Annotated in this window: 24 protein-coding genes and 2 pseudogenes; 19 read left to right on the top strand and 7 right to left on the bottom strand. The window is 39.0% G+C overall.

Annotation, left to right across the window (positions count from 1 at the left end; all coding sequences use genetic code 11):
• Window positions 1-5 precede the first annotated feature (5 nt).
• Both V8V91_RS10890 and V8V91_RS10885 read right to left on the bottom strand, forming a co-directional pair.
• Complete coding sequence (locus V8V91_RS10890; protein WP_373400078.1) at window positions 6-446, bottom strand: thiol-disulfide oxidoreductase DCC family protein; 441 nt, start codon at window positions 444-446, stop codon at window positions 6-8.
• Window positions 443-3,223 carry a gliding motility-associated C-terminal domain-containing protein gene (locus tag V8V91_RS10885; RefSeq protein ID WP_373400077.1) on the bottom strand — a complete coding sequence of 927 codons (2,781 nt, stop codon included), beginning with the start codon at window positions 3,221-3,223 and terminating at the stop codon, window positions 443-445. The genes V8V91_RS10890 and V8V91_RS10885 overlap by 4 nt, the downstream gene beginning before the upstream one ends.
• Window positions 3,224-3,539: 316 nt before the next feature.
• Here V8V91_RS10885 and V8V91_RS10880 point away from each other — a divergent pair, with 316 nt between their 5' ends.
• The 3 genes and pseudogenes from V8V91_RS10880 (at window position 3,540) to V8V91_RS10870 (ending at window position 6,945) form a co-directional block, all read left to right on the top strand.
• A complete protein-coding gene (locus V8V91_RS10880) occupies window positions 3,540-4,223 on the top strand; it encodes a succinate dehydrogenase cytochrome b subunit (protein ID WP_074226253.1) in 684 nt (227 codons plus the stop codon).
• A 13-nt stretch (window positions 4,224-4,236) separates the two neighbouring features.
• Complete coding sequence (locus V8V91_RS10875) at window positions 4,237-6,171, top strand: fumarate reductase/succinate dehydrogenase flavoprotein subunit (RefSeq protein WP_205646998.1); 1,935 nt, start codon at window positions 4,237-4,239, stop codon at window positions 6,169-6,171.
• A 25-nt stretch (window positions 6,172-6,196) separates the two neighbouring features.
• Window positions 6,197-6,945 (top strand): annotated as a pseudogene (locus V8V91_RS10870) (succinate dehydrogenase/fumarate reductase iron-sulfur subunit).
• Window positions 6,946-7,319: 374 nt separating this feature from the next.
• Here the strand turns inward: V8V91_RS10870 and V8V91_RS10865 are convergent.
• Complete coding sequence (locus tag V8V91_RS10865) at window positions 7,320-7,652, bottom strand: hypothetical protein (RefSeq protein WP_373400076.1); 333 nt, start codon at window positions 7,650-7,652, stop codon at window positions 7,320-7,322.
• Window positions 7,653-7,688: 36 nt separating this feature from the next.
• Between V8V91_RS10865 and V8V91_RS10860 the strand changes: the two genes are divergently transcribed.
• Entirely contained in the window at window positions 7,689-8,489 is an 801-nt protein-coding gene (locus V8V91_RS10860; protein WP_373397886.1) for a hypothetical protein, read from the top strand.
• A gap of 207 nt (window positions 8,490-8,696) precedes the next feature.
• Entirely contained in the window at window positions 8,697-9,266 is a 570-nt protein-coding gene (locus tag V8V91_RS10855) for a hypothetical protein (RefSeq protein ID WP_373400075.1), read from the top strand.
• A gap of 278 nt (window positions 9,267-9,544) precedes the next feature.
• On the opposite strand, the pseudogene V8V91_RS10850 reads toward V8V91_RS10855, so the two are convergent.
• From V8V91_RS10850 to V8V91_RS10840, 3 genes and pseudogenes are all read right to left on the bottom strand, one after another.
• Window positions 9,545-10,642 (bottom strand): annotated as a pseudogene (locus V8V91_RS10850) (transposase).
• A gap of 136 nt (window positions 10,643-10,778) precedes the next feature.
• Entirely contained in the window at window positions 10,779-10,985 is a 207-nt protein-coding gene (locus V8V91_RS10845; RefSeq protein WP_373400876.1) for a hypothetical protein, read from the bottom strand.
• Window positions 10,924-11,088, bottom strand: coding sequence for a hypothetical protein (locus tag V8V91_RS10840; RefSeq protein WP_373400074.1), 165 nt, complete (start codon window positions 11,086-11,088; stop codon window positions 10,924-10,926). Before V8V91_RS10840 ends, V8V91_RS10845 begins: the two co-directional genes overlap by 62 nt.
• A gap of 1,021 nt (window positions 11,089-12,109) precedes the next feature.
• On the opposite strand from V8V91_RS10840, the gene V8V91_RS10835 reads away from it, so the two are divergent.
• The 6 genes from V8V91_RS10835 to V8V91_RS10810 all read left to right on the top strand — a co-directional run bounded on the left by V8V91_RS10835 (window position 12,110) and on the right by V8V91_RS10810 (window position 17,186).
• On the top strand, window positions 12,110-13,375 hold the full coding sequence (locus V8V91_RS10835; RefSeq protein WP_373400073.1) for an IS110 family transposase: 1,266 nt from the start codon (window positions 12,110-12,112) through the stop codon (window positions 13,373-13,375).
• A 131-nt stretch (window positions 13,376-13,506) separates the two neighbouring features.
• A complete protein-coding gene (locus V8V91_RS10830) occupies window positions 13,507-14,493 on the top strand; it encodes a GTP pyrophosphokinase family protein (RefSeq protein WP_373400072.1) in 987 nt (328 codons plus the stop codon).
• A 33-nt stretch (window positions 14,494-14,526) separates the two neighbouring features.
• Window positions 14,527-15,753 (top strand): serine hydrolase domain-containing protein, encoded by a 1,227-nt coding sequence (locus V8V91_RS10825; protein WP_373400071.1) that lies wholly within the window; start codon window positions 14,527-14,529, stop codon window positions 15,751-15,753.
• 249 nt (window positions 15,754-16,002) lie between these two features.
• Window positions 16,003-16,356 carry a hypothetical protein gene (locus V8V91_RS10820; protein WP_373400070.1) on the top strand — a complete coding sequence of 118 codons (354 nt, stop codon included), beginning with the start codon at window positions 16,003-16,005 and terminating at the stop codon, window positions 16,354-16,356.
• Complete coding sequence (locus tag V8V91_RS10815; RefSeq protein WP_373400069.1) at window positions 16,331-16,561, top strand: hypothetical protein; 231 nt, start codon at window positions 16,331-16,333, stop codon at window positions 16,559-16,561. Before V8V91_RS10820 ends, V8V91_RS10815 begins: the two co-directional genes overlap by 26 nt.
• Window positions 16,562-16,805: 244 nt before the next feature.
• Window positions 16,806-17,186: a nuclear transport factor 2 family protein gene (locus V8V91_RS10810; protein WP_373400068.1), complete on the top strand. Its 381-nt coding sequence runs from the start codon at window positions 16,806-16,808 to the stop codon at window positions 17,184-17,186.
• Window positions 17,187-17,429: 243 nt separating this feature from the next.
• On the opposite strand, the gene V8V91_RS10805 is transcribed toward V8V91_RS10810, so the two are convergent.
• Window positions 17,430-18,692, bottom strand: a complete 1,263-nt coding sequence (locus V8V91_RS10805; RefSeq protein ID WP_373400067.1) for an amidohydrolase family protein — start codon at window positions 18,690-18,692, stop codon at window positions 17,430-17,432.
• 738 nt (window positions 18,693-19,430) lie between these two features.
• Here V8V91_RS10805 and V8V91_RS10800 point away from each other — a divergent pair.
• From V8V91_RS10800 to V8V91_RS10765, 8 genes are all read left to right on the top strand, one after another.
• Window positions 19,431-20,423, top strand: coding sequence for a DUF1214 domain-containing protein (locus tag V8V91_RS10800; protein WP_373400066.1), 993 nt, complete (start codon window positions 19,431-19,433; stop codon window positions 20,421-20,423).
• 146 nt (window positions 20,424-20,569) lie between these two features.
• Window positions 20,570-20,764, top strand: coding sequence for a hypothetical protein (locus tag V8V91_RS10795; RefSeq protein ID WP_373400065.1), 195 nt, complete (start codon window positions 20,570-20,572; stop codon window positions 20,762-20,764).
• Window positions 20,765-21,218: 454 nt separating this feature from the next.
• Entirely contained in the window at window positions 21,219-22,118 is a 900-nt protein-coding gene (locus V8V91_RS10790) for a hypothetical protein (protein ID WP_373400064.1), read from the top strand.
• 162 nt (window positions 22,119-22,280) lie between these two features.
• Window positions 22,281-23,066, top strand: a complete 786-nt coding sequence (locus V8V91_RS10785) for a DUF6090 family protein (RefSeq protein ID WP_373400063.1) — start codon at window positions 22,281-22,283, stop codon at window positions 23,064-23,066.
• Between the two features lie 357 nt (window positions 23,067-23,423).
• Window positions 23,424-23,795, top strand: a complete 372-nt coding sequence (locus V8V91_RS10780) for a hypothetical protein (protein ID WP_373400062.1) — start codon at window positions 23,424-23,426, stop codon at window positions 23,793-23,795.
• Between the two features lie 203 nt (window positions 23,796-23,998).
• Window positions 23,999-24,457, top strand: a complete 459-nt coding sequence (locus tag V8V91_RS10775) for a hypothetical protein (protein WP_373400061.1) — start codon at window positions 23,999-24,001, stop codon at window positions 24,455-24,457.
• A 241-nt stretch (window positions 24,458-24,698) separates the two neighbouring features.
• Window positions 24,699-24,935 (top strand): helix-turn-helix domain-containing protein, encoded by a 237-nt coding sequence (locus V8V91_RS10770; RefSeq protein ID WP_373400060.1) that lies wholly within the window; start codon window positions 24,699-24,701, stop codon window positions 24,933-24,935.
• An 87-nt stretch (window positions 24,936-25,022) separates the two neighbouring features.
• Window positions 25,023-25,613: an ester cyclase gene (locus tag V8V91_RS10765; protein ID WP_373400059.1), complete on the top strand. Its 591-nt coding sequence runs from the start codon at window positions 25,023-25,025 to the stop codon at window positions 25,611-25,613.
• Window positions 25,614-26,429: the final 816 nt, after the last annotated feature.

Genomic DNA, 26,429 nt, shown 5'->3' with positions numbered 1-26,429 from the left:
ATGGTTTAGACTTTGGCAGAGAGATAGTCAGGAAGATTTTCTTCTGTTAAGAATTTTTGTCGTTCCTCTTTGGTAGGGAGTCTACAGGTAGATTTTTTGCCAAACCACTTGTATCTGTTTTTACCTATCCAGTCATAAATGAAATCTCTAAAACTTTCCGGAAGTATGACCAAAGGGTGCAAAAGAGGCCAAAGCCCTGAAAGGTTTTTTGCGATTTTTAGGGCAGCAGTACTTTTATAATATATTTGATCTGATTCAAGAAGGACAATAGAATCTAGGTAGTTTTTATCCACCTCGAATCGCTCAAGGATCCTTTTACTGGTTTCATCTTGCAACGCTCCCACTAAGAAGTGATCCTTTTTATCTCGTTGGATTACAAAATCAATGGAAGTATTACACAAGTTGCATACCCCATCAAAGAATATGATGGATTGCTTTTGACTCATCGTAGTAGTTGTATTGTTCCTTTTAAACTTTCAGTTTGTTGACTTGGGTCTAGTACATCATATGTAACCGTACCAGAATAATAGTAAGTACCCGCTGGAAGTTCATTTCCATTCTTATCTCTTCCATCCCATCTGATGAAAATGTCATTTTCATTGGATTCAAGGCTGTTGTAAGAGAATACTTCAGCCCCCCATCTATTAACAATGAATATTTCCACTCCAATCACGAATCGTGGACACTCGGAGAATGGGTTATCAAATGCCATAAAGGTCTCGTTCAGACCATCTCCATTCGGAGTAAAAGCATTTGGAAGATTATAAGAAGGACAATTTTCTACGCATACGATATTACTTGGTTCACTTTCATTTCCAGATCTGTCCACTGCAGTGATGTAATAACAACCTCTGTAAGTGGTCAGCTGGCTGATTCGAGTTTGTAATTCCAAAGCGGAAATTTCTTTAATCAGGGTAAACTCGCTGTCTTCCCCATCAGAAGTGTAATACAACTTATATCCACTCAACTCATCGTCGCATTCTCCACTGAAGTCAGGTTCCCAACTCAAATCGTGGTAGAAAGTGGAAGTATTACATGGTTGCTCCGCCAAGTATTCCTCACAAAGAGGGCCCTCAAAAGTCAATACTGGTGGACATGGCAATCTGTTGTCATCAGGTTTTGCACAAACAATTTGTGACTTATTTTCCAATGGATATTCCAAGCCATCGACATTGTAAGAACCTTTAGTAATGACATAATAGCAATACTCAATCTCTCTTTCCAATGGAATGCCATTAAAGCTTCCATCGTCCAAGTAGGTAAAACCATCCTGAGTGACATCTACTTCTGCTATTTTTACAAAGGTATCCTCGTCTTCAGAAGCGGCGTCTGTTCTGTTCCTATACACTTCATGGGTATATTGTTGCACTGCATTATCCCATGGAACTTGGAATTCCCAGTTCAATTCAATTGCTTGATTTATGATGGTCGGCTGCAACCAAACAGAAGATGCTTTAGATGAAGTGTCAATTTTGGTATCACGATCCAATAGGATTACCTCGTAGTTATATACCAAGTTTTCAGTATTCAATCCCGTATCTGTAAACAAGGTATCGGAAGTGACTCCTAGAGAAATTTGATCTTGGTTGCCATCAAACCCAGTATTTCGGAGCAATTCATAGGTAAATGGTCCTGGATAGACAGTTCGGTCTATGTCATATGGCGGAGTCCATTTTACAAAGATTTCTCCATCAGAAGGATCGGTGTTTTCTACACTGACATTGGTGATGATCGGTACATCCACATCCACCGTAATACAGATTTCTTCAGAAACTACACTTTCTCCAGATCTTGGTGATGGGAATGCCGCCACCAATCTATAACAATAGGTGTTGCCTGGGTCTAAACCTTCAGAACCATTAAGATCCGTGAAGCTGAAGGTAGACATATCAGTAATTCCTACCAATTCATATCCTGGACGTATGCCCGTTTCACAGCTGTCTGGTTCGTATGGGTCAGAGTTAATTCTTCTCCAAACTTGCATTTCACTTGCTGAATTCGAGCAAGTATAAGGGTCCCAAGTAAGTTCGGCAGTCCTTCCTGCCTGTTGTTCGATCTCGTCAAAAACCGGTGGAGGACCAATCACTTTAATTCTCCAAGTCTGAATGTCCACTAAGCTAGGGCCTGAAGCCGGTTGATCAGAAATACGGACACGTACATCATATTCCCTTGCTCTAACATGGTTGCAGACTGTCTGCCAATTGAAGTTTACGATTCCTGGGCTAGGCTGGTAATCGCCATCATCTGGAGAATAGGTAGCCGGTGACGTAGTAATTTCTATAGGTTCTCCATAAACATCAATTCTGATTGGGTCCCCATCTGGATCGGAACCTTGAATAATCTCCTCAATCAAAGTTCCTGCTTCCACACAGATATCAGGAGGTAATATTAATTCAGGCCTTCGGTTATCAGAATTCTCGATAATGATCTGCATATCACGGATCACATAGCCAATCTGCACCCATTCTCCATCCAGTTTCCGAAATTCCTTGATTTTAAAAGCCACATTAAACTGCCCTGCTGTACCTGGGGCATCCCATATTAAATCTCCAAAAATCGGGTCTAATGTTAAGAAAGCGGGAGTGCTTCCGTCCTGCTGATTAAAGCTAAATTCTGAGGAAGCAGGACTTCTATAGTTATTTACAGGGCGTTGAAATGCCTGCTTAGGAATATCCATTTCATAGGCCAAACTGTCTCCATCTGGATCATATGCACCAGGATTATGGATGTATCTGGAATTGATGGCTCCATTATCTACAGGAGGTATGGTCAAAACAGGTGAATTGTTGACTCCGATAAATGGGTCAATAGTAATTTGAGTTTCTACATAAAAAGGAGTGTCCACTGAATTGTCCATATTCAGGGTACGGTCATTTCTATTAAATTCCTGGAAACGGATATTATAGACCCCCGGACCCTGGTAGGTATGAGTAATTACAAATGTGTTTTTTTCAATTTGATCTCCTAGACTTTCTACCAAAGAAAAATCACTTTCAGTATTGAGTTGTTCGTCACGTCCATCTCCAAAATTGATATTTCCAGGACCAAAAACGACACTTGAACGGGTATCTGTATACCCTACAACAATAATCCTGTAGGTAAGAGTTTGTACGGAAATTCTTTCAGCGATGATTTCACCTGCTCTGATGTGCGTTGCCCACGCATTGGACAGGCCGAAGAGAAAGAATAGTAAAAAAAATCCTAAGGAAAGTTTCAGTTTCATGTTGGTCAATTTGATCGGGTCAATTTGAGATACGTCTTTCTTGTAAACGCGGTTTGTTGGTAATTCAAAACTATAATTTTCTACCTATACGAAATAAACGGAAGAAAGTAGAAAATTCAGTTAAAATCAAACAATAAAATTTAACAAAGTGTTGCACTACCAAACGAAACACTAAAATAGCATAAATGAATTTAGTTATTTAGAAACGATTAAAATAAGCAATCCTTATTTACTTGGATTGTTTACTAAGTCATCCAAATGTAAATTTGGCTCCAATAATTATAAGAATTCGTTCTAATCTAATCGCACTAACTGTATGAGCTGGGTTACCAAAACCTTAAGTAGCACACTAGGCAGGAAATTGATCATGGCATTGACCGGACTTTTCCTCATCCTGTTTTTGACAGGACACGTTTCCGGAAACTTACTTTTATTCAAAGGTGACGGAGGCGAAGCATTTAATATTTACGCCAAGTTTATGACTACCAATCCTGCGGTAAAGTTGTTGTCTTATTTGACTTACATCTCTATCATAGGACATGTCATTTATTCAATTATGCTTTCTAGCAAGAATAAGGCGGCAAGACCTGTAGGTTATGCTGTTTCAAAGGCGTCTACCAATTCAAGCGCTGCTTCCAGAAACATGGGAGTATTAGGAACCATCATCCTTTTATTTATCGTGGTGCATATGCAGAGCTTTTGGGCTCAGATGCATTGGGGTTCAATCCCAACTGTCACCTATGGTGGGGAAGAATACAAGGATTTATATACCATTGTGAAGGCTGCATTCCAGATTGAGTGGATGGTTGCGCTTTATGTAATCGCAATGATCTTTTTGGGTGTTCATCTTTCACATGGATTTGCCAGTGCTTTCCAAACATTAGGCTTGAACCATAAAAAATACACGCCGGCCATCGAAGGTTTAGGCAAACTTTATTGCATTGTGGTACCTGCGCTTTTCGCAAGTATGCCGCTGTACATCTATTTTACACAGAGCTAATCCAAAGACCCGTATGATACTAGATTCAAAATCACCTGCAGGCCCTTTAGCTGAAAAGTGGACCAAACATAAATTTACCAGCAAACTGGTTAATCCTGCAAACAAAAGAAAATACGAAGTAATTGTAGTTGGTACCGGATTAGCTGGTGCATCCGCAGCCGCCTCTTTGGCGGAACTAGGATACAATGTGAAAGCTTTTTGTTTTCAAGATAGTCCGAGAAGGGCTCACTCCATTGCTGCGCAAGGAGGGATCAACGCTGCCAAGAATTACCAAAATGATGGTGACTCCGTTTTTAGATTGTTTTATGACACCATTAAAGGTGGTGACTATAGAGCAAGAGAGTCCAATGTATATAGACTAGCTGAAGTTTCTGTCAATATTATTGACCAATGCGTGGCTCAAGGAGTTCCTTTTGCACGTGAATACGGTGGATTGCTTGCCAACCGATCTTTTGGTGGTGCACAGGTTTCCAGAACCTTCTATGCTCGTGGCCAAACTGGACAGCAGTTGTTGTTGGGTGCCTATTCAGCCTTGAGCCGTCAGGTAGCCAATGGTAAAGTAAAGCTGTATCCAAGAACGGAAATGATGGATTTGGTGACCATTGATGGGGAAGCTAGAGGGATTGTGACCAGAAACTTAATCACTGGAGCGATCGAAACACATGCTGCCCATGCTGTATTGCTTTGTACTGGTGGATATGGTAACGTATTTTTCCTTTCTACCAATGCCATGGGGTCCAATGTGACAGCCGCTTGGAGAGCACATAAGAAAGGAGCGTATTTTGCGAATCCTTGCTATACTCAGATTCACCCTACCTGTATTCCAGTTTCCGGAGATCATCAGTCTAAGTTGACTTTGATGTCTGAGTCACTAAGAAATGACGGAAGAGTTTGGGTGCCAAAGACAGTGGAAATGGCTGAAAAATTGAGAAAAGGCCAGATCAAACCATCTGAAATCAAAGATGAGGACAGAGATTATTACTTAGAAAGAAAATACCCAAGTTTCGGTAACCTCGTTCCTCGTGACGTGGCTTCCAGAAATGCGAAATATGTGTGTGATGAAGGTAGAGGTGTCAATGAAACCGGTGAAGCGGTATTCTTGGACTTCAGAGATGCCATTATCAGAGATGGAGAGGATGCCATTCGAGCTAGATACGGCAACTTGTTTGACATGTATCAGCAGATCACCGGTGAAAACCCTTATCAAACTCCGATGATGATTTATCCAGCTGTTCACTACACCATGGGTGGACTTTGGGTGGATTATAATTTGATGACTACGGTGCCAGGATTGTATGCTTTGGGAGAAGCAAACTTCTCGGATCACGGAGCGAACAGACTAGGGGCTTCTGCCTTGATGCAAGGATTGGCCGACGGTTATTTTGTGATTCCTTATACATTAGGAGACTATCTAGCACAAAATCTAGCTAAGAAAGTAGATACTAGCCATCCTGAGTTTGCCAAAGCGGAGGCAGAGGTGAAAGCCAAAATCCAGAAATTACTTTCCATTAACGGTTCAAAGACCGTAGATTATTTCCATAAGAAGTTGGGTAAAATCATGTGGAATGAATGCGGAATGGCCAGAACTGCTGAGGGGTTGACGAAAGCAAAGGCTGAAATCAAGCAATTGAGAGCTGAATTCTGGAAGGACGTGAAAGTATTGGGAGCTAATGAAGAATTGAACCAATCTTTGGAAAAAGCGCATCGAGTAGCTGACTTCTTAGAATTAGGAGAATTGATGGTGGATGATGCATTGAATAGAAATGAATCTTGTGGAGGACACTTCAGAGAAGAATACCAAACTCCAGAGGGAGAGGCTTTGCGTGACGATGAAAACTTTGCGTACGTAGCCGCTTGGAAATACATGGGAGACGAGGAAGAAGAGGAACTTAACAAAGAGCCTCTTGTATTTGAGAATGTGAAGTTGACCCAGAGATCTTACAAATAATCGCTAGACTAAAATTCATAGCTATATGAAATTGACATTGAAAGTATGGAGACAAAAGAACGCTTCTGATCAAGGAGGTTTTGTCAATTATCCATTGGATGGAATTTCCAAGGATATGTCCTTTTAGAAATGTTGGATGTACTGAATGAGGAACTTTCCGAAAAAGGAGAAGACCCGGTACACTTTGACCACGATTGCCGTGAAGGTATTTGCGGGATGTGTTCCTTGTACATTAATGGAAAGCCTCATGGACCTCAGCAGACTACAACTTGTCAGCTGCATATGAGGTCTTTCTCGGATGGAGATACCATTACCATTGAACCTTGGAGAGCGAAAGCATTTCCAGTAGTAAAGGATTTGGTAGTAGACAGATCAGCATTTGATAGAATTATCCAAGCTGGTGGATACGTTTCCGTCAACACAGGTGGTGTTCCGGATGCAAATGAGATTCCTATTCCAAAGGTCATTGCAGATGAAGCATTTGATGCAGCGACTTGTATTGGATGTGGAGCATGTGTGGCGGCTTGTAAGAATGCTTCCGCGATGCTATTTACTTCTGCCAAAATCTCTCAGTTGGCGTTGTTGCCACAGGGGCAGGTAGAGAAAAAATCCAGGGCAGAAAAAATGATCGCTCAAATGGATGCGGAAGGTTTTGGAGCATGTACCAACACTGGTGCTTGTGCGGCAGAATGTCCAAAGGAAATCAGTTTGACGAACATTGCGAGAATGAATAGAGAGTATTTCTCTGCAGTCATCAGCAGTGATAATGTCTAAACTTAAGAGAACATAATTTCAAAAGCCGGCGCAAGTCGGCTTTTTTGGTTTTAGGGAGTTTTTACTAGGAGAAGTAGAAGTTGCGCATATCTTCCATTTTTAGGATATATGCGCAACTCTTGATTTTTGGTAGTGAAAAGCTATTCTTTTTGGACTTTTCCGAAAGTTTTAGGAGAATTTGACCGATAGCAGGGGTAAGAGTGATTTTTAGAGTAGATTATTTCCTATTTTGAAAGGCTAAATGGATGTTGTTTGGGTAAAAGCAGAACCGGATACCCATTCAGCTAAATGAAATATATACGAAACTAGTTTCATATACACAATCGTTGTAACCAATGCCTAAAGAGCGTTTAGCCTATCAATTTCGGCGGCTATCAATGCGCCAGCTTTTTGCAGTTCGCGAATACGATTATTTGGAGTTGGCTTGTACCAGCTTTTTCAAATGGCCAAGTATTTGGCACATAATCACCATATAGGTCGGTCATTGCATAAGTGGCGGCTGCGTGGGCAAGCTCGCCATTTTTATGTTTCGCATCATGTTCAGAAGTCCACCCTTCTTTTTCAATTTGTCGCTGCCTTTCTTCGGCAATTAATTCAATTCCAGTTTTCATAATTATGTTTTCGTTAAAGGCACTGGCTACAACAATGTATAAAAACAAGCCGCTGAAAAGCCAGTGCATAATTTCAGCGTTTGTCGTGGCGGCCAATTTTTATACTTGGCCGTTATGTAGCATTGAAAAAATATGAGGCAGCTATTTCTACTTTTCTTACTTATTTCGATTGATGCTTGTTCACAGAACGAGCAAAATTTTTATGAAGATGAATTACTTCAAAGAATTCATTATGTAAATAATCCTAATTCAAATGACACTCTCTGCATTTCTGAAATAGAAAGAGCTAAAAAGGATATAGAAAATGGAAGGATTGTATTCACCCAAACTATAGGGTTTCTTTTCGGAGAAATTCGATATGAAAATGAGTTAAGGAAACTTTGCAAACAATATGGATTGGTATTCGATTTTGACTTAATAAGCGATGTAATTTATGAAGGTCAAACACAGGGTTGTTATGGGGATTTCATGGATAAAGTAATTATTGAAAAATATGGAGTAGGTTTCAAAGAAAAACTTCATGAAAAAGCTGATAGTCTTTTCATATTTCGAACTCAATCAGAAGATATACTTGTGAAATACTGGGATTGTGATGAAAGACCAAGACTACCAAAAGAAATAGAAAGAACCGGAGATTATTTAACAACTATAAAAGTAAATAATATCAACGTTGTGAAAAATAAATCTGAATTCGGAGGTTGGCCCTTTCTTGACCTAGGTTTTATAGTAGAAAAGGACAGCACAATATCAGACTTTTACATAAATAATTTTGTCCCTCAAATGGAAGAGAATGAGAAATATCGAGATGATTTATTCAAAATTGCAGTAAGGAAACTAAAAACTAGTTATTCTAGATGGATACCAGGGACAATCAAAGGTATTCCGGTTAAAACCGATAATATTGTTAGGATATTTTTTGAGAAAGAAGAGTAATCGCCACATAACACCACATATGGCTTATGGCGGGTAAACGGCTGTCAGCAAGGTTTTCGCTTCGTAGCCAACTTTGGTTTCGGTGGACTGGAAAGTGCTTCGAAACCGCCACAAGCCATATGCAAACCGTTGGCATTCATTCAAAATTGAAGAAAGAACAAAATGGTGGAATCCGAAAAACCTCAAGAGTAGGACCAATTAAATTTATTGAAAGATGAAAAAACAGTACTCGCTGCTATTTTCGGTCTGGTATCGACTTTAGCATTTTCTCAAGAAAAGGGAACACATGAAATCAAATTTGGTGTAGGATTTGAAACAAGTAATGAATTCTTAAACACTGTTGAAGACATTATAAGTGGAGTTTCTTATGCTAACACTACAGTGACTCCTGCCTTTAACCTGACATATAAAATAGCAATCAAGGATAAATGGTTTTTCTACGCAGACGCTGCATATCAAGTGGTGTCTGAAGATGTAATTGAAAACGGCCTAATAACAGGAGACGTCTCGCAGCGATATTTTACCGTTGGCTTTGGCTCAGACTACCACTACATTTCTAAGGATTGGTTTCAAATGTATTCAGGAGCTAGCATTGCTTATACATCGCAGAACACAGATTTCACGACTTCTTCGAATATTGAAGATAAGAGCGATGGATATTTCAACTTTCATGTGAACGCTCTAGGGTTTCGCTTTGGAAAAGCTTTGGCGGGCTTCGTAGAATTAGGTGTGGGTTATAGAGGAGTTGCAAACGTTGGAGTGTCTTACCAATTTTAAAAAAACGAAATGCCAACAACTAGGTTTTCGTCGCGTGCGTAGCACGAACGATGAAACCGATGTTGCACGGACCGGTGAGGTCTTTATGGGGATTGAGTCAGGTTTTTTTGAAGAAAACGAGGTGTCCAATTAGATTAAAAAGTAATGCCTACCAGTAGATTCGGTATCGATTTAAAGAAAAGTCTTTGTTTTTAGCCTTTCCAACGCCTTTGAGGGGGCTTTTTTATTGCATGGGCATAGGTTTCCCCTCCTGCGGCGGGCAGGTAGCCCGAGTAAAATCAGGAACTAAAATTGATTGTGACAGTAGAAAAGACGGCCTTTGGAGGGCCACGCGCTTGGGCAGGCGCTGGCTGCTCACTCATGGTTTCCTTCTGGCAGCAGTGGCAGTATCGTGGGTTATAGGTTTGGTGATCCGGGGCTCCTTTTCTGAATCGGAATTCCAGTTCCTGACGAATAAGTTGAATGATGAGTTGTTTAGCCGAGTTGCCGAGTATTCCAAAGTGGCGGATCCGAACCAGCCCTTTGGGTAAAATATGCATGGAAAACCTTCTGATAAACTCCAGATTATCCAGAGTCATTTCCAGCCTCTGAGCGCCTTGACGATAATCCTTGTAACTGAATGAAGTGCGCTTTTGGTCAATGTCCAGTATACGATGGTTGGAGATGGCGACCTTGTGGGTGTATTCACCCAGATATTCCAGCACTGCCTTGGGATGTCCGAACGGCCGTTTGGCATATACCACCCATTCTTTTTGGAACAAAGCATTGATCAAGTTCTTTATCGGGATTGATTCTGGATTTTAGAGCTTTTACATACTTGGCTCTGAATACTATGCTCATAGCCATCACCGGAAACAGTACTTGCCTTTGCTTTTGGCTGTTTTCCACTTTTGGTATTTTGTCAATCCACCTCCCGGCACGATGCAGTGCAGATGGGGTGAAGGTTGAGTGTCTGTCCCCAGGTGTGTAGGATGGCGATCATTCCAGGCTTTGCCCCAAGATGCTTTGGTCCCGGCGAAACAGGCTACCGTTTTCCAAGAAGTTTCAAACAGGCTGTCATAGACAGCTTTGGGCTGGTGCAATGCCAGTTGATTTAAGGTGTCCGGCAAAGTGAATACCACATGAAAATAGGGTACTGGAAGCAACTCGGCTTCGCGCTTGGCGATCCAATCCTCCCCGTTTTTGCCCCGGCACCTGGGGCAATGTCTGTTTCGACAACTGTTATAACTGATACGTATCGAGCCACAGTCTGTACAGGCATCCACATGTCCACCCAGATCAGCAGTACGGCAGCGTTTCAGCGCCGATAGCGTCCGCAACTGCCAGCCATTGATATGTGGGTGCTTTTCCACCTCTGCCCAGTGTTGCTTGAGCACATGGCCACTTCAAAGCGTGCATTCACTTTCTGACAGGTACAGCCTGTCGAGCGGACTAAAGGCACGGCATTTTTCTGTCTGGGCGACATGCAGGTAGATCATCGTGGTGTCGATGCATTCATGCCCCAGCAGATCTTTAATGGTCAGGAATGTCCAGACCCTCTTCCAGCAGGTGGTATACGTGTGCCGCAAACGTGTGGACGTTCATCGGCTTAAGGATACCTGCTTTCTTTTTGGCTTCATTCACCGCCCACTGCACCCCTCGCTGGGAGTAACGTCCGTCAAAGTCTCCTCCGGCACGACCGATGATCTGTTCCCCTTTTGCTATTGAACAGCCACTCAAGGGGCTGTTCGGCTTCTAGGTAAGTCTTAATGCCACGGATCAATAAATCAGACAGCGGAACATAGCGGTCTTTCTTTCCCTTGCCATCCTTTACATGAAGCATCTTTCTGTCAAAATCCAGATCGGCAATCTTCAGGTTCCTGACCTCAAACAGCGAAGTCCACAGCCGTAAAGCAGGGCTATCAGAACGCGGTGTTTTAGAAGTTTGGGAGCTTTAAGAAGTCTGCGGACTTCTTCCCTACTCAGTACAATGGGAAGTCTTTTACTCCGCTTAACGGTCGGAAGCTCGATCCGCTTATCCTTCATCCCCTCAATGCGGTAGGCAAACCGAAGAGCATAAACTGTAAACTTGAAATAAGCTTCAGAAGGGGTGTTGCGGCTCCGCTTGACCAGATGCAGGTAATCGTTGATCCGGTCAGGTCCACTTGAGTGGGTAATTCGTTGAAGTGGATGGCCAGTTTTGCCAGATGTCTGGCATAGTTGGAGAGGGGTACTTTTGCTTTTTATTGGCAACGACAACTTTCTGCTCAAACTTGGCTACTAGTTCAGCAAATCCAGCTATCTTGGAACAGGCAGCCTGGAGGATGGTTTCCTTTTTTTCATGATTAATAAGAGTTAATGAATGATCTAAAAAGATACCGCTTCTTGGCTGTTCCGAAACTACCGCAGGTTTAGTGCAACCAAAGTATATAAAACATAAGGGTGACAGTGGATTACGGAACATTTGTGCGTTTAATCAAGTCCGCCAAATCTGCGATTTGACAATTTTGTTAAATATTTTAAATTTATGTCAAAACGCAAATTTGGCTACGTGCAAGCTTGAAAGGAAAGTGTTTCAAATCCCTTACGTTTCATATACATGGCCGTTAGCCACAATCCCCTATATATTGAAACATTTACTTCCGTAGCTAACGGTTTCGAATTCGCTTTTTTAGTAAATTCATTGACTCTCCGAAAGGCCGATTTTTAAACTGTTGCTCCTGAGAGATCGGGAAGCACGGGCGCAATCCTGGTTGGGATGCTTGCGATTACTTCAGTAGCGGTCCCGATTTTTTCGGGAACCCTGTTCAGAATATTTTCTTGCCAAAAGCACATCCCCGGAGAGTATTCAAAACCTGATTTTTATGGAACAGGAATCTATCGTTATGGAAGTCGTCAATCCGCATGCTGCGGGTGTTGACGTAGGCAGTCGCTCCCACTGGGTGGCAGTGGGCCAGTCTGAACAGGATGTTCGGGAGTACGGGGTTTTCAACCAGGATCTTTTTGCCATGGCAGACTGGCTGAATGAAAAGGGTGTAAAAACTATTGCCATGGAAAGTACAGGTACCTATTGGCAAAACCTGTATGCAGTACTGCTCTCCAGAAACTTTCAGGTCATCCTATGCAATGGGAAGTTCACTAAAAACATCAAGGGGAAGAAAACTGATATCAAGGACTGTCAGTGGATCCAAAAGTTGCATACCCTGGGACTTTTAACGGGTAGCTTTCTTCCGGATGGGCAGACTGAAGAACTTCGGACTTACTGCCGCCATCGCTCGAATCTACTTCATTTAGCAGCATCTACTTCCAAGAAGATGCAGAAATACCTGCGGTTGATGAATTTCAGACTTGACGTGGTGGTGAAAGATATCTGTGGCCTGACCGGCCTTCTGATCATCCGTTCGATCTGTGAAGGGGAGGTGGATCCGGCAAAACTCGCCTCTTTACGGCACGGGAACTGCAGGAAAAGTGAAGAAGAGATAGCCAGAGCTTTACAGGGCAATGGACGTAGGGATTACCTATTTGCCCTGCAGCAGGAGTTGGAAACGTATGACCATCTGCAAAATAAAATAGAACAGTGTGACCTGGAAATTGATAAAATGCTGGAACAGATCATCAATTCGGATGATAATAAGAGGCAGCATCACCTTGACCCAAAGCCGCACAAAAGGGTGAATAAAAATACGCCAAAAGACATTGATCTGAATCTGAGATCCTATCAGATGTTTGAAGGGACAGATCTTTTGGCCATTGAAGGCATGAGTTATTCGACCGTCTTGGCCCTGATGAGTGAAGTTGGGTTGGAAGGGATCAGAAAATTCAAAACTGCCAAGCAATTTGCCAGTTGGCTCCGGCTTGCACCCAACAATAAAGTCAGCGGAGGAAAGGTTCTCTCCAGCAAAGTCCCCAAAGGAAGCAACCGTCTGAAGATAGCACTTCGGAATGCAGCAAATGCAATCGGAAACCTGAAAGATTCCACTCCATTGCGAGACTTTTTCCACGGCGGATTAACTTCCGAAAGGGAAGGGTTTCGGCTATCAGTGCCACAGCCCGAAAGTTGGCAGTTATTATCTGGAATATGGTGGTCAAAGGAGTTCCGTACATCAACCCGGAAGGCTATCTCTTTTTAGATCAGAAAAGAAAGTTGGAATTAGTTAAAAGGATAAAGAAGCAAATCGATAAATTCGGTCTCAAAGAAGACGACCTGGGCCTTAAAACATCTGATTTTTAAGGGTTTTATGGTTCGTTAGTCAGAAGCTAAATGAAACTACTAGATAAATACAAAGATCATTATAGACTTTATCACGAGTACGCAGAAGCTTTGCTCGATGACATAAATAATAAGGTCCTAAAGTACGAGCGCCTAAATATTCAACTAGTTACGGGACGACTTAAAGACCCAACTAGTTTATCGCTAAAGATTGCTTCTGACCTAAAATACGAGTCCTTAAACGATGTAACAGACTTGGTTGGATTACGAGTAGTAACAACTTATGAAGACGAAATTCCTTTCATTATTAAGCAATTTGAAGAAGCATTTGAAATAGATGAGAAGAATACAAATACCAATGCCGCAAAGTCAGAATCTGAATTTGGATATGCTTCTTTTCATATTGTGATTTCAAATGCAAAAATTGAGTCTTTCAAATCTCATGAAAAGCGTTTCGCAGACTTGAAAGCAGAGATTCAAGTTCGAACAATCTTACAACATGCTTGGGCGGAAATATCTCATAAAATCGACTATAAAGCCAAAGATAAACCAGGCACTGTTTACAGGAGAAAATTATTTAGAGTAGCTGCTTTATTGGAACTTGCAGATCAGGAATTCGGAACAATAAGAGAAGAAATAATTAAGAGCCAAAAAGAGTTAGTTCCAAGAAAAGTTAACAGAATATCAGATACACCAATTAACATAGACTCACTTCAAGCCTATGTTATGGAGTCAGATACATGCAACGCAATTGATCTAGCAATAGCCAACCTCACAGACAGCTCACTCCACTATAATGAAGAATCGATAAGTCAGAAAAACCTAAATCAAGTTAAAAGTTTGAAAATTAAAACTCTGAAAGAACTTGACGATATTTTAAATACTAATTCGGAAAAGATTATTGAAGCATATAAGACACAAAACAAGTCATGGATTGAATTCAGGAAAGCATTCCCAGAAACTCATGGTAACGCTTCTTCCCCACGTGGAATATCAATCACTTACTTATACTTTCATTTAACGGGTAAATTTGATTAAAAAAAGACTGAGCCTAACAAAACCTAAGAAAACATGGGGAGAAACGTACTGAAAGCTAGCATAGAAGTTCGTAGTTTAGTTCGTCAAGGGCGGACAGGAATGCACTTTGAAATCCCCACGTTTCTTAGCTTGGCAGTTGGCCTTCATTTAAAAAAACTAATGAAAAACTATCTCTGGATAACATTCTTTGCGTTAATATTTCTTTCTGGATATGGACAACGAGAAAAGTCAATTATGAAACGAAAGGAGAAAATCCATCTCACAGAAAAGCAATCAGAATTAATTTCCGATTGTTTGACCATCCTCCCGAACAAAGCGCAATTGTCAATTGCATTAATTGAAAATGGAAACGTAAACTTCATTGGATATAGTAAAGAAAATGATTCAATTCTGCCCATTGATAATTCAGTTAGCGTTTTCGAAATAGGTTCCATCACAAAGGTTTTTACTGCCACCTTACTAGCCGATTTTGTATTGGACAAAAAAATTGGTCTTGAAGACAACATTAATGAGCACCTTGATTTTTCGCTGAAGGACAACTTTCAAATTACTTTCAAACAACTGGCGACCCATACCTCTGGGCTACCACGCGTGCCAATTAGTCTGAGCTCCCCGAATCTAAGTTTAGAAAATCCATACAAGGACTATGGAGAAGAAAAACTGGAGCTATATCTTAGCGAAAAGCTAGAATTAATCGACGAGCCAGGAACAAAGTCCTCCTACTCCAATCTGGGTTTTGGTCTTTTAGGTTATCTACTTGAGAAAATTGATAATACCACTTATGAAGATTTGTTGCAGAAGAGAATATTCTCCAAATATCATATGTCTAGCTCAACAACCAATCGTGATAAAGTAAGGGAAATACTAGTAGAGGGATTGAATGACAAAGGTATTTCAGTCCCGAATTGGGATATGTCCGTACACATGGGAGCGGGAGGAATACTTTCTAACATTCAAGATCTATCAAAATTTGCCCTTGCACAATTTGATGAAACAAATAGGGAATTAAAATTGACCAGAGTAAAGCATTATACAGTAGACGAAAATTACTCGACAGGTTTGGCTTGGGGATTGATAAAAACGGATTCTGGCGAAGTTTGGGACTGGCATAACGGAGGCACGGGCGGATATACATCTTCGGTGATACTGAACACAAAATCTAAAAATGGCATAATAATTCTATCAAATGTTTCAGCTCTAGGCAAATTGACCGCAAATATTGCAGGATTAGCCCCTGAACTAATGAAAACAATTGAATAAAAACGAAATGCCAACAAAATGTATAATCGATTGCAGGAATTTCCATAGGGAAATTCCTGCAATCGATTATCGGTAATACCTAAAGAATATTTTCGTTCTTTAAACCGCAACTGATCATACATAGACCGTTGTGCAACATATGAAGACAACAATAAATGAGGGTAAAAAAAGCTTCTCGGACTTCTATTTCTTTTATCATGTACCTCACTAGATGAAAACTCAAGACTTAGAGATCTTTTGGTGGATGATATGAACAGAGAAACGATATTATTGGATTTTTCTGAAGATTACGTTGAATTAAGATATGACATAGCCAGAAAGAGTCAAGTGGATTTATGCGACACAACTCTATCATTTAAAAGTCTAATCACTTTGGAAAATGACGATCCAATTTTGGTAAACTTGAGTATTTCTGATATTTGTTCGCCTGTCACGCCCAGCTCGGGAACTATCGAAATTTTAGTAAAAAGTAACCAAGAGATTCGAGTCGGCCTAGAATATACCTCCATGGATTCAGTTCATTATTATGTTTTAGATGAGCTTTATAAAAAAATTGAAGGGCAACAACTAGACGAGCATGTATTTTTTATTAGAATGGCGTGATGCGTCACAGAAAACTATTAGCGAGGTTGTAGACAAATCATTTTCAGCTTTACAACAATTTATAGAAGAAGAAACACTAAAAATTTATGGTATGAATCTTAACGGTTTAGATAAAACAAATTTTCTGAAATTGAAAAATAATTTTCGCTTTGAGCTTATTTTGACTCAAGTAAGACCTGATGTACCAAAAGATTTTAAGAATTAAATACGTTGCACAACATCACCTTAGATACAGCGGGTGGGTCAGAGTAAATATGAAAAGCAGAATCTTTAAGAAGTTAGGAGTAGGCTGGAAGAAAAAGGCTCCTAATGCCCGCCGTCTCCTAGCTGAGGACCGTTGAGAAACATCCCTTCGGTCGTTTCTCAATGTCGGGCTCCACCCCATTTGGAAACCGCCCCGACATTGGCAACAAGCTAAAAAAAATGAACTGAAATCGAACACATAGGGAATGACAAAAATTATTTCAAGTCCAAATTGTGGAAATTCACCGAAAATGGAATTCTTAAAGGAATTCAACATTGCCTTTGCAAAAGGAGACTTGGCCTTTATTTCTGATAGTGTAACTGATGATATTGTTTGGAATATAATTGGCAACAAAAAAATCGAAGGGAAAGAAAGGTTTGCCGTGGAATTGGAAAAAATGAAATCCAAAAAAGTAAGCGAATTAGTTCTTGAGCAAATATTGTCTCACGGAAAAGAAGGAGCTGCAAATGGAATAATGAAAATGCAAGACGGAAAAGAATATGCATTTTCAGAGTTTTATGTCTTTCAAGTAGCAAAAGGGACGAAAATTAAGTCAATGACCTCATATGTAATTGGAGTTTCCTGAAAAAGAAAAAAGCCAGTTGCCAAAAAAAAAACTATAAGCAACTCGGGTTTTAGGGCAAAATTGAAAGGAAAAAAACTAACAAACATATCGGGAGACGGACAGTGAAGTGCTATTTAGTTCCGCAATATGCATAGCCCCGACATTGTACTTCATTTTGACCAAAAGTAATCAATGATAAAATCCTTTAGAAAACTTTGTATCAATGACTTTCAGTAGGAAATAATTTAAATTTATCTCTAAAAATTAGTCAAATGGCGTGTCGTCAAATTCGTATTTGAAATCAACTGGAACAATAGAAGTTCCATTTTTATAAATAAGTTCGATAGACTTTAGAGCATCAATATTTTTCAACGGGTCATTTGAGAGGAAAAGGAATGTGGCGGGACCGCCAACTTCAAGCGAGCCATTTCCATCAATTGGTAAATATTTCGCAGCATTACCGGTTGCGGTTTTTAGTGTTTCTTTTAAAGGAATGCCTGCCTTTAAATAGATCCTCAGCTCTTCAATTAAATCAGACCCGTAGTTAACTCCAGCATTGGGAGGGTCTGTACCTGCAATAATCGGAATTCCGGCCTCATATAATTCATAAATTTTTCTTTCAAAAAGCGAATCAGGATTAAGAAACTTTTCCTTTTCAAATGCTATGCGTTCTGGACTTAGGGTCTTGTCGTACTCTAATCGTAAATTAAGATTATGCTGCAACAAGAGTGTGGCTATAAAGAACACCCCGGATTCCCGAAAGACATCTATATCTTCTTGAGTTAGCTCCCCTTTCTTTGCCCAAAGATGCGCAAAACCACTAGGCCGAAACTCGGCAATGATTGAGGCGTCCTCAAGATCATCGATATGAACAATGGAAGGGATTTTGTAAACACGAGCTTCTTCAATTATTTCCTGTATCTGATCATAGGACAAGGTAGGCATTGGAACCAAACTATCTCCTTCAAAATTGTCTCCTTCAAAATTATCTGGTTGTCGGATTATCTTGATGACCTCAGAACCTGATTCTTGCGCTATCTTCACGAATTGTTTTGGGGTCAAGGTGTCTGAGATAAGTGGATAATTAGGTGGATGTGGAATTGTTCTATGAGGATGGGCTCCCTCAACAGTTGCACCCATACCTGCTCCATAGTAGTTAGAATGCCCTAATGAATCACGATAGGCCCGCATGCGCGGAGCTATACCCCATGGATCATATAAATCTAAAACTGTCAGTACACCATTATTAAATGATTCTTTCAGCATATCTGATTCCCACATATGAACATGAGCATTTACCAATCCCGGAATGATGTATTTTCCATTACCTTCAATTATCGAATCTGCTAAAAGTCGTTCGGTGCTGATGGCAGCTATAGTGTCTCCCGAAATTGCAAGATTAACTATACCAAGGTCTTCATTACCATCGAACACGGTTATATTTTGTATTACTAAATCATATTCTGGTCGTTTTTGACAACTCCAAATCATCAACAACGATAGATATAACAGAGAAATTTTTTTCATGGTTTATAATTTGTTGTTTGGGTCAGGATCTGAACAGCCTTAAAATTAGTCTCTTAAATTAAGAAACTTTAAACCAACATATAATGAAAGCCCAATAACGGGAACTATAAGTAATTGCTCGCTCTCGTCAAATTCAGAAAATCTTAACGGATTTTCAGTTTGGTGAGTACTTTCAAAATTAGCAGTTTAACTATACCACTACTCATTACCGATACCGTGGGTAGCTAGGAAAATGTACTTAAATATTGGTCAAGAGAAATGAAAATAAATTTGTCAAATATCCATCTGATGATGATTCTGATTTAAATGGTAATCAGTTTTGGCTGTACTAATCGTGAAATTCGATTATCATCTTCAGTTCCTGAAATTGATAAAACCAGAGAAGCTAAAATATTTTCAGCATTTTTTGGATTGGACAATGCTTTAACTCAAAGTGACAAAAAGCTTGTATGAAACAGCCTCCTTGGTTTTTTGGCATAGATGAGCTAATCGATACCAAATTTTCTAAAGTTTTCCTGATGTTAACTTGGGTGAATGAATAGAAATGATTTTTAAAGTGGATTATTTCCTAATTTAAAAGACTGAATAGATGTTGGTTGGGGGAAAAACAGAGCCCGATGCCCATTCAGCTAAATGAAATAGTTGTGAAACTAGTTGCGTATTCAAGGTCGTTGGAAAACATTAAAAAAGGTGATATGAAAAAGTATTATTTATGATTGTAGCCATGTCTCTGCTGGCATGCAATCAAACCGAGAAATCAAACCAAGAAAAAACCAAAGCTTCAATAGAGCAAGTCATGGTTACACCGAAACATTTATTCGAGCAGAAACAGATCGTGCCTTCATGGAAATGATTAAAAATGCGGGACAAACCAACAATTTTTTCCACTTTAGACAACCAACACCATTAGATAAGCAAACAGTGATTCGTATGAATAGAGATGTACTCTATTCAGGAGGTGTATTTGATGCAAGTGATGGCTTGGATATCACATTTCCCGAAATGCCAGATGATCGATATGCATCTATTTTCATCATTGATAATGACCATTACGTACAAGATTTGATTTATCAACCTGGTCTATACAAAATTGAAGGCAACACTGATTTTCTATACATCATAATAAGACTTCAGGTCTTCGATGCAGATGACAATGAAGAAATTGCAAAACTCAATGATCTTCAAGATCAATTTATTGTAAAGTCCAAGTCCGCACATGAGTTTCCTGAATTTAAATGGAGTTTAGAGTCTCTGGATTCTTTAAGAGCAGTCTACAATGAGGAAAGTGCAAAGTATTCTAGCTGGGAAGGTATGATGGGAAAAAGAGGTGAAGTAAATGAAAAGACAAGACACATTGCTGCGGCGGCAGCCTGGGGCTTGTTGCCTGAAGAAGCTGCAACCTATTTAAATTATAAGCCAAAAGAAATAATTGCTTCAGACTGCTATACGGCCACTTACAAAGTACCAGATAATAAAGGGTTTTGGTCCATTACCGTTTATGGAGAAGACGGTTATATCAAAACGGAGAATTGTCTGTTGAATAATTCCAATGTTCAACTAAACGGAGATGGAACCTTCACCGTACATTTTGGATCAAAAGATGTTTGTGGCGATGTTCCTAATCGTCTTGATGCGCCTGAAGGTTGGAATTTTTTATTTAGAGTTTATCTGCCTGGAGAAGAAGTTTTAAGTGGCGATTATTTGGTTCCCGAAGTTGAGATATCAAATTAAGATGGAATAATGATAATTTGATTCTTGACCGATTTGAAAGAATAGAAACGTTTGCCTAAACTGTGTATAGTGAATATCCTCTGGGATACGCACTATACACAATCGTTGGTCACTATGAAAATGTACTTAAATATTGGTAAAGAGAAATGAAAATAAATTTGTCAAATATCCATCTGATGATGATTCTGATTTTAATGGTAATCAGTTTTGGCTGTACAAATCGTGAAATTCGATTATCATCTTCAGTTCCTGAAATTGATAAAACCAGAGAAGCCAAAATATTTTCAGCATTTTTTGGATTGGACAATGCTTTAACTCAAAGTGACAAAAAGCTTGTATGAGAAAGCCTCCTTGGTTTTTTTGGCATAGATGAGCAAATCGATACCAAATTTTCTAAAGTTTTCCTGATGTTAACTTGGGTGTATGAATAGAAATGATTTTTAAAGTGGATTATTTCCTAATTTAAAAGACTGAATAGATGTTGGTTGGGAAAAAAATAGAGCAAGATGCCCATTCAGCTAAATGAAAAATATACTAAACTAGTTTCGTATATACAATCGTTGAGAAACATCCCTTCGGTCGTTTCTCAATGTCGGGGCGGTTTCCAAACTGTGTGGAGCCCCGACATTGACAACTATTAACCTCAGATATCATGAAGCGCTTTTTCTTATTTCTAACCCTAAATTTTATTTTTTTTAATGTTTTACATGGACAGAATTTCGACTTCATCCCTGAACAATTAAAACCCATTACTCATGCAGAGCTTTTAAAAAATCCTCCCTCAAAAAAATAGACTTGGTTTTTTATGCTGATGGCACACCTACCACTTTTGATGCCGTTATAAATCAAGTAAAATCTGGGGAGCTTGTCCCTGAAGCATTTGTTGACGAGAATGGAGATTACAAAGCACTGGTTGTTTATAAGGTTGATAGTAAAATAAACTATCCTAATATACCAGATAGCATCAAAAATCTTGGATATTCGGTTGGCAATATTCAAAGTGACACCATAATTATATGCTCTCAAGGAGGGCCTAGTTTTGCCTTAGATACTTGGAGGTTTGCCAAGTTAAAGGATATAGTTGGCAACTATTTATGGGTGAATGTCAAACAAGGTCAGATGCTTAACCCTAATCCTTTCGAAAACAAAGAGCTTACTTTTGAAGAGCTAAAGAACTTTGAAAGGCAATCCCAAAAAAATCTATATGAAGTTGTTCAATTTTTTAAATCCCAAAACAAGAAAGTATTTTTAATAGGCGGTTCTGGAGGTGGTTTCCTAATATCTAGGCTGATTGCTACTTACGGTAACATCGCTGATGGCTATGTCATCACCACATCACGTTTAGACATGAATGACGAGATGTGGAAACCACGATTAAAAGGAGAGCGTACGCTTTTCAAGAGTGACGGTAAAACTATTTACCTAGGAAACCCACCATCAACAGTATTGGACAAAAACATCAATTTATTTCAAGCAGCAGGCGTAGATAGAAAACTGACCGAAGAACTGGGACAAACCGATTTATCTAATGTTATATTCTTATATGGGAAAACAGATAATAGGGTTGGAGCACTATCGGACCATGAAATTCATTTTTTGCAATCGCATGGTGCTTTAGTAATAGCAAGTAATGGTGGGCATTTAATTTATCAAGATTATATTGAAATTTTGCTGAGGTTATTACTTCTTGACTAAGAGATGTTGGTAATTTTAAAAATAGCTGTCAAAAACAGCTACATTTCAGTATGAGGCTAGTGCTAAAAAGAAACCTAAGCCATAAACCTAAACTGAGTTCTCAGAGAAATAATTCTGTGAACGATTCCACACCAAAATCATAGCCAAAACGTTGCAAATCATTTGAATCAAGCGCTAATCAATGATAAAATTTTTAGAAAAATTAGGCAAAAATTACTTACTGAAAATAAATTCAGCAAGTATCTGATTTATGCTATCGGGGAGATCATACTTGTCGTAATCGGTATTCTAATTGCCATTCAGCTAAATGATTTTAACGGAGATAGAAAAGAACGTGAAAAGGAATTGTCATTTCTTCAAAAGCTGAAATATGATATCAATTTGGATATTCAGAATTTAATATTGAGAGATTCTATTTTAGCTGTTTATCAATCGAATCAAGAGAAAGGGTGGGAATTATTTCTTGATGCAAAATCAGTAAATGACATTTTAACCGTTGATTCTCTTATTCAATTCCGTTGGCGAAGTTTTACAGTAAGTAGAAAGACCTATGATGAAATGATTAATACCAGTGGCATATATATTATTAAGAATAAGGATTTGCTAAATGAATTGAGTGATCATTATGGTTTAATAGAAGTGTATCAACAAAACTTTAGAGAGATTAATGAGGATTCACGGCATTATTATAAAGCCTCCAATTTAGACTCTTTTGATTTTCGAAAGAGGCACTATAGAGATACTTCATCCGATATTACAAAGATTGATACTGCCTGGATCAGCAATCATAATTCACCTTCTTATTTAGCCTTGGCTAGATTCTATAGTCATGTAATAGACGCTGTTAATGGAGTACAGCGAAATTACATCACAGAAATAATTGCAAATAGCAAAAAAATGGTAGCTGAAATAGGACAGGAATTAAGAAAAAATAATGTCAAAAATTAACGAAAGCACAAGAATTAATATGCGGTAAATCTCCCTATGCGGCCGCGCTCCACATATACTTTACTTTATGCTCAATTCCAAAAAATCCATATAGGTGAAAATCGACCACATCTTTATCTTTTCGAGCAACTCAGGAGTTGAGGCAGATGAACTGGTCAAGTTCGGACTAACTGAAGGAAGTAGTAGAACTCATCTAGGTCAGGGAACGACAAATAGAAAATTCTATTTTGAGAACTTCTTTTAGAGATCCTGTGGGTTCACAATCAACTCGAAATTCAGAATGAGCGAACTCAACCAACCAAGCTTTGGGAACGATCAAATTTTAAGAATAACGAGTACCTTCCTTTTGGATTTTGCTTGATTAATGATGAGGACTCTGAATTAATTTTCGCCAACTCATCGACCTACCAACCAGTATATTTTCCGGATGGTAAGACAATTGATTTCATTACAGAACCTCAATTACCTTGGATTTTCAGACTACCTTACAATGGACATAAAAAAGAAATGAATGAACCATTGGACCATCCAAAAAAGCTAAGGAAACTTACAAAGACTACTTTTCGAACTCCCGAAGTCAATGAGGTAACTGAATCGATTCAAAAGCTTTCTGGGGGAACTATTGATTTCTTGAAATCTAAAGAGTTCGATCTAATTCTTGAGTTTGATAACGCAAAGTCTAACCAGGAAATTAGGTTCGAGAACTTACCATTATCCTTTCAATATTAAGTGTTTCAACCTGGCTTAAGACAATATGCTTCTTGTGCACATCATCAACTCAGTCTCAAGGCTAGGTTAATGCCCTATGGTTAATTTACAGTTTAGGTTCTCTAGGTTATATTTACATTAGTTGGAAGATCAGGGTCTTGAGTGATGGAAAACTATCGATCGTGAGGTTGGCAAGCGATCCATAGGAAATAGAATGTAGATCAATGGAAATTTATATAGACATTACCAAAAACATCATCAATCAATTTGATCATTACTTCAATTTTACAAAAACAGGGAATGGGTTGAGACCGAATCCTGCCATTATTGAAAGTGAGGTAAAATATATAGAGTTCCCTGGTGAACTTGAATTTCACCATTTCGGAAGAGCACCATTCAAAGTGCCCATTACCATGACTTCAGTCAATCCAGCTGACACAAAATGGTTTATTATCCATATCAATCTTTCCAAAATAAAGCAGGAGAAAAAGGTAGGTGATCAAGTCATTCATTTCCAAAGATATCTTCCGATCGGAATTCTACTCTATGGTCCAGATCTTAAAATAGTTACTCAAATTCCACCCAATATAGAATCCGAGGTAGCTACCATTCGGTTTAGCGACACCTTTTTAAGTTCTTACTTCGAAGATTGGCAGAATATCATTGACCGAGAAAAAGTTTAGTCTATGAAGACTTAGACCCAATTTTAGATAATAAACTCTCTTTGGCATTATCAGCTATGGACAATAAGCTAAAATGTCATGGGCTCGTACTCGATTTTATGCAGCGCTTTTTCAACAAGCTAAAAAGCCATAAAAAAGGGGTGGCTTCAGGTAAGTTGCACCCTGAAGACCTAAAAATCTCTTCAAAATTTCGATCATTCTCCGAGACCCAACTAATACTAAAATTCCCTCCATAAGTGAATTGGCAAAATTGGCGCATATGGGTCAATCTAAATTCAAGAGTTCTTTTAAACAGGTCTTTGGCTTGCCGCCGATGGAATACCGTAATAGGGTACGAATGGAATTTGCAATGACCGAAATTCAAAAAAATGCAAAGAGTCCGACAGAGGTAAGCTATCTGCTCGGCTATTCTCATCCCTCCAACTTCACCAAGGCTTATAAAAAATTCTTCGGTTATCTACCTTCAGGCTCAAATTAGTCTTCCCGTCTTTCAAGACTATTAAAATGGCTTTTTACATTAAATCTCTGATCAAGCAATGGTGTAGTTTGCAAGAAAACGATTGTCATGAAACACATCATTCTGATTTTGGGAGTTTTAGGATTGTCATTAACATCCTATTCGCAACAAGCTAATTTATCTCCAACTAATATCCAAGAAAGGAACAAAGCAATAGCCCGTAATTTTTACCAGGACCTTTGGTTCTCGAATAATACTGACAAATATGAGGAATATGTGGCTCCTGAGTACGTTGTTCACGATATTGGAGACCGTAAAGGAGTAACTGAGCCTGCTGTTGAGCAGAAAAACATTGCAGACTTCTTCTGGGATAATGGAGCATGGGAAAACTCCAAAATCTACTATCAAATTGCGGAAGGGGACTTGGTTGCTACTAGATGGGAGACCACCTATAATCCTTCTACTTTACTTGGAAAAATTGCAATCGGATCGGGTAGTATTCCCATCATTAATGTTTTCAGAATCAATAATGAAGGAAAGATTGTAGAGATATGGAATCACCGGCATGACATTGATACTGCTCAAACCATGAAATTCACTATTCAAGGATTATTAATTGGCTTATTGGTTGCCATAATCCCGACAATATTTGCATTTAGACTGAGGCGAAAGCTGAAAATCATTCAAAACCTGGAATAATTGCTTACTAAAAATAGTTAACCAAAGGCGGTTTAGGGGTATTCGTAACCCGCTTTTCATTTAATTTAAGTATCTTCTCAATGAAAATCGGTACGTAAATTCTGCTACTGATTTTAGATTAAAACCCTTATCATCCAATAAATGAAATTCCTTAAGTAAAATGAAGGTCTCTTTAAAAAACAAATTCAATAAGGCCTTTTTGTTAATTACTATTTTGGTAAGTATTGCAGGGTTTTGGAATATTTATTTCGGCCCTGAATCAAGTCCAACTTTTTATCAAAACTTGCACGTTTTGACTACTTTTTGTTGGCTAGGGTTACTTTTGATCCAGTTGATTTTTATTACGTCCCAGAATAATTCTACACATAGGAGACTAGGTAAATCAATTTTTATAGTAGGACCCATTCTAATTGCAACATTAATGTTATTATCTGTTCACTCTGCATCAAAATCTGCTGCCCGGGGTGAAGCTGATATGTTTGTCATTCAAAATATCTTTCCAGCTTTCGAGGTGGCCATACTTATTTTGTTAGGGTTCCTTTTCCGAAAAAACGATTGTTGCATGGGCACTTATTAATGAGCACATCTCTCTTATTCTTTGGGATAGCTCTTTTTTTACATTAATAAGTTTTATTCCGGGGTATATAATTGAAGGTCCAGAAACATTCTATCGATTTGAAACTTCAGGAATTACCGCAACTTATATTAGTGTAGTTTTCGGCTTGATTTTATTCTTTATTCAATGGAAATCAGGTTGGCCATGGCTTTTGGTTTGCGGGCTTTTCTTTTTAAATGGTTATCTAAGTCAATTAATTG

Source organism: Algoriphagus halophilus (assembly GCF_041729275.1).
In the GTDB taxonomy this organism is placed as follows: Bacteria; Bacteroidota; Bacteroidia; order Cytophagales; family Cyclobacteriaceae; genus Algoriphagus; species Algoriphagus halophilus_A.
The sequence above is the reverse complement of the archived record's forward strand: the minus strand, read 5'-3'. Positions and strand labels throughout refer to the sequence as shown.

Excerpts from the sequence above, each read along its gene's own strand:
- V8V91_RS10835 (WP_373400073.1), top strand. The coding sequence starts at position 12,110 with ATGGAACAGGAATCTATCGTTATGGAAGTCGTCAATCCGCATGCTGCG.
- V8V91_RS10775 (WP_373400061.1), top strand. The coding sequence starts at position 23,999 with ATGGAAATTTATATAGACATTACCAAAAACATCATCAATCAATTTGAT.
- V8V91_RS10800 (WP_373400066.1), top strand. The coding sequence starts at position 19,431 with ATGCAATCAAACCGAGAAATCAAACCAAGAAAAAACCAAAGCTTCAAT.
- V8V91_RS10805 (WP_373400067.1), bottom strand. The coding sequence starts at position 18,692 with ATGAAAAAAATTTCTCTGTTATATCTATCGTTGTTGATGATTTGGAGT.
- V8V91_RS10880 (WP_074226253.1), top strand. The coding sequence starts at position 3,540 with ATGAGCTGGGTTACCAAAACCTTAAGTAGCACACTAGGCAGGAAATTG.
- V8V91_RS10830 (WP_373400072.1), top strand. The coding sequence starts at position 13,507 with ATGAAACTACTAGATAAATACAAAGATCATTATAGACTTTATCACGAG.
- V8V91_RS10885 (WP_373400077.1), bottom strand. The coding sequence starts at position 3,223 with ATGAAACTGAAACTTTCCTTAGGATTTTTTTTACTATTCTTTCTCTTC.
- V8V91_RS10810 (WP_373400068.1), top strand. The coding sequence starts at position 16,806 with ATGACAAAAATTATTTCAAGTCCAAATTGTGGAAATTCACCGAAAATG.
- V8V91_RS10815 (WP_373400069.1), top strand. The coding sequence starts at position 16,331 with ATGTATTTTTTATTAGAATGGCGTGATGCGTCACAGAAAACTATTAGC.
- V8V91_RS10795 (WP_373400065.1), top strand. The coding sequence starts at position 20,570 with ATGAAAATAAATTTGTCAAATATCCATCTGATGATGATTCTGATTTTA.
- V8V91_RS10765 (WP_373400059.1), top strand. The coding sequence starts at position 25,023 with ATGAAACACATCATTCTGATTTTGGGAGTTTTAGGATTGTCATTAACA.
- V8V91_RS10890 (WP_373400078.1), bottom strand. The coding sequence starts at position 446 with ATGAGTCAAAAGCAATCCATCATATTCTTTGATGGGGTATGCAACTTG.
- V8V91_RS10875 (WP_205646998.1), top strand. The coding sequence starts at position 4,237 with ATGATACTAGATTCAAAATCACCTGCAGGCCCTTTAGCTGAAAAGTGG.
- V8V91_RS10840 (WP_373400074.1), bottom strand. The coding sequence starts at position 11,088 with ATGCTTCATGTAAAGGATGGCAAGGGAAAGAAAGACCGCTATGTTCCG.
- V8V91_RS10820 (WP_373400070.1), top strand. The coding sequence starts at position 16,003 with ATGAACAGAGAAACGATATTATTGGATTTTTCTGAAGATTACGTTGAA.
- V8V91_RS10825 (WP_373400071.1), top strand. The coding sequence starts at position 14,527 with ATGGGGAGAAACGTACTGAAAGCTAGCATAGAAGTTCGTAGTTTAGTT.
- V8V91_RS10860 (WP_373397886.1), top strand. The coding sequence starts at position 7,689 with ATGAGGCAGCTATTTCTACTTTTCTTACTTATTTCGATTGATGCTTGT.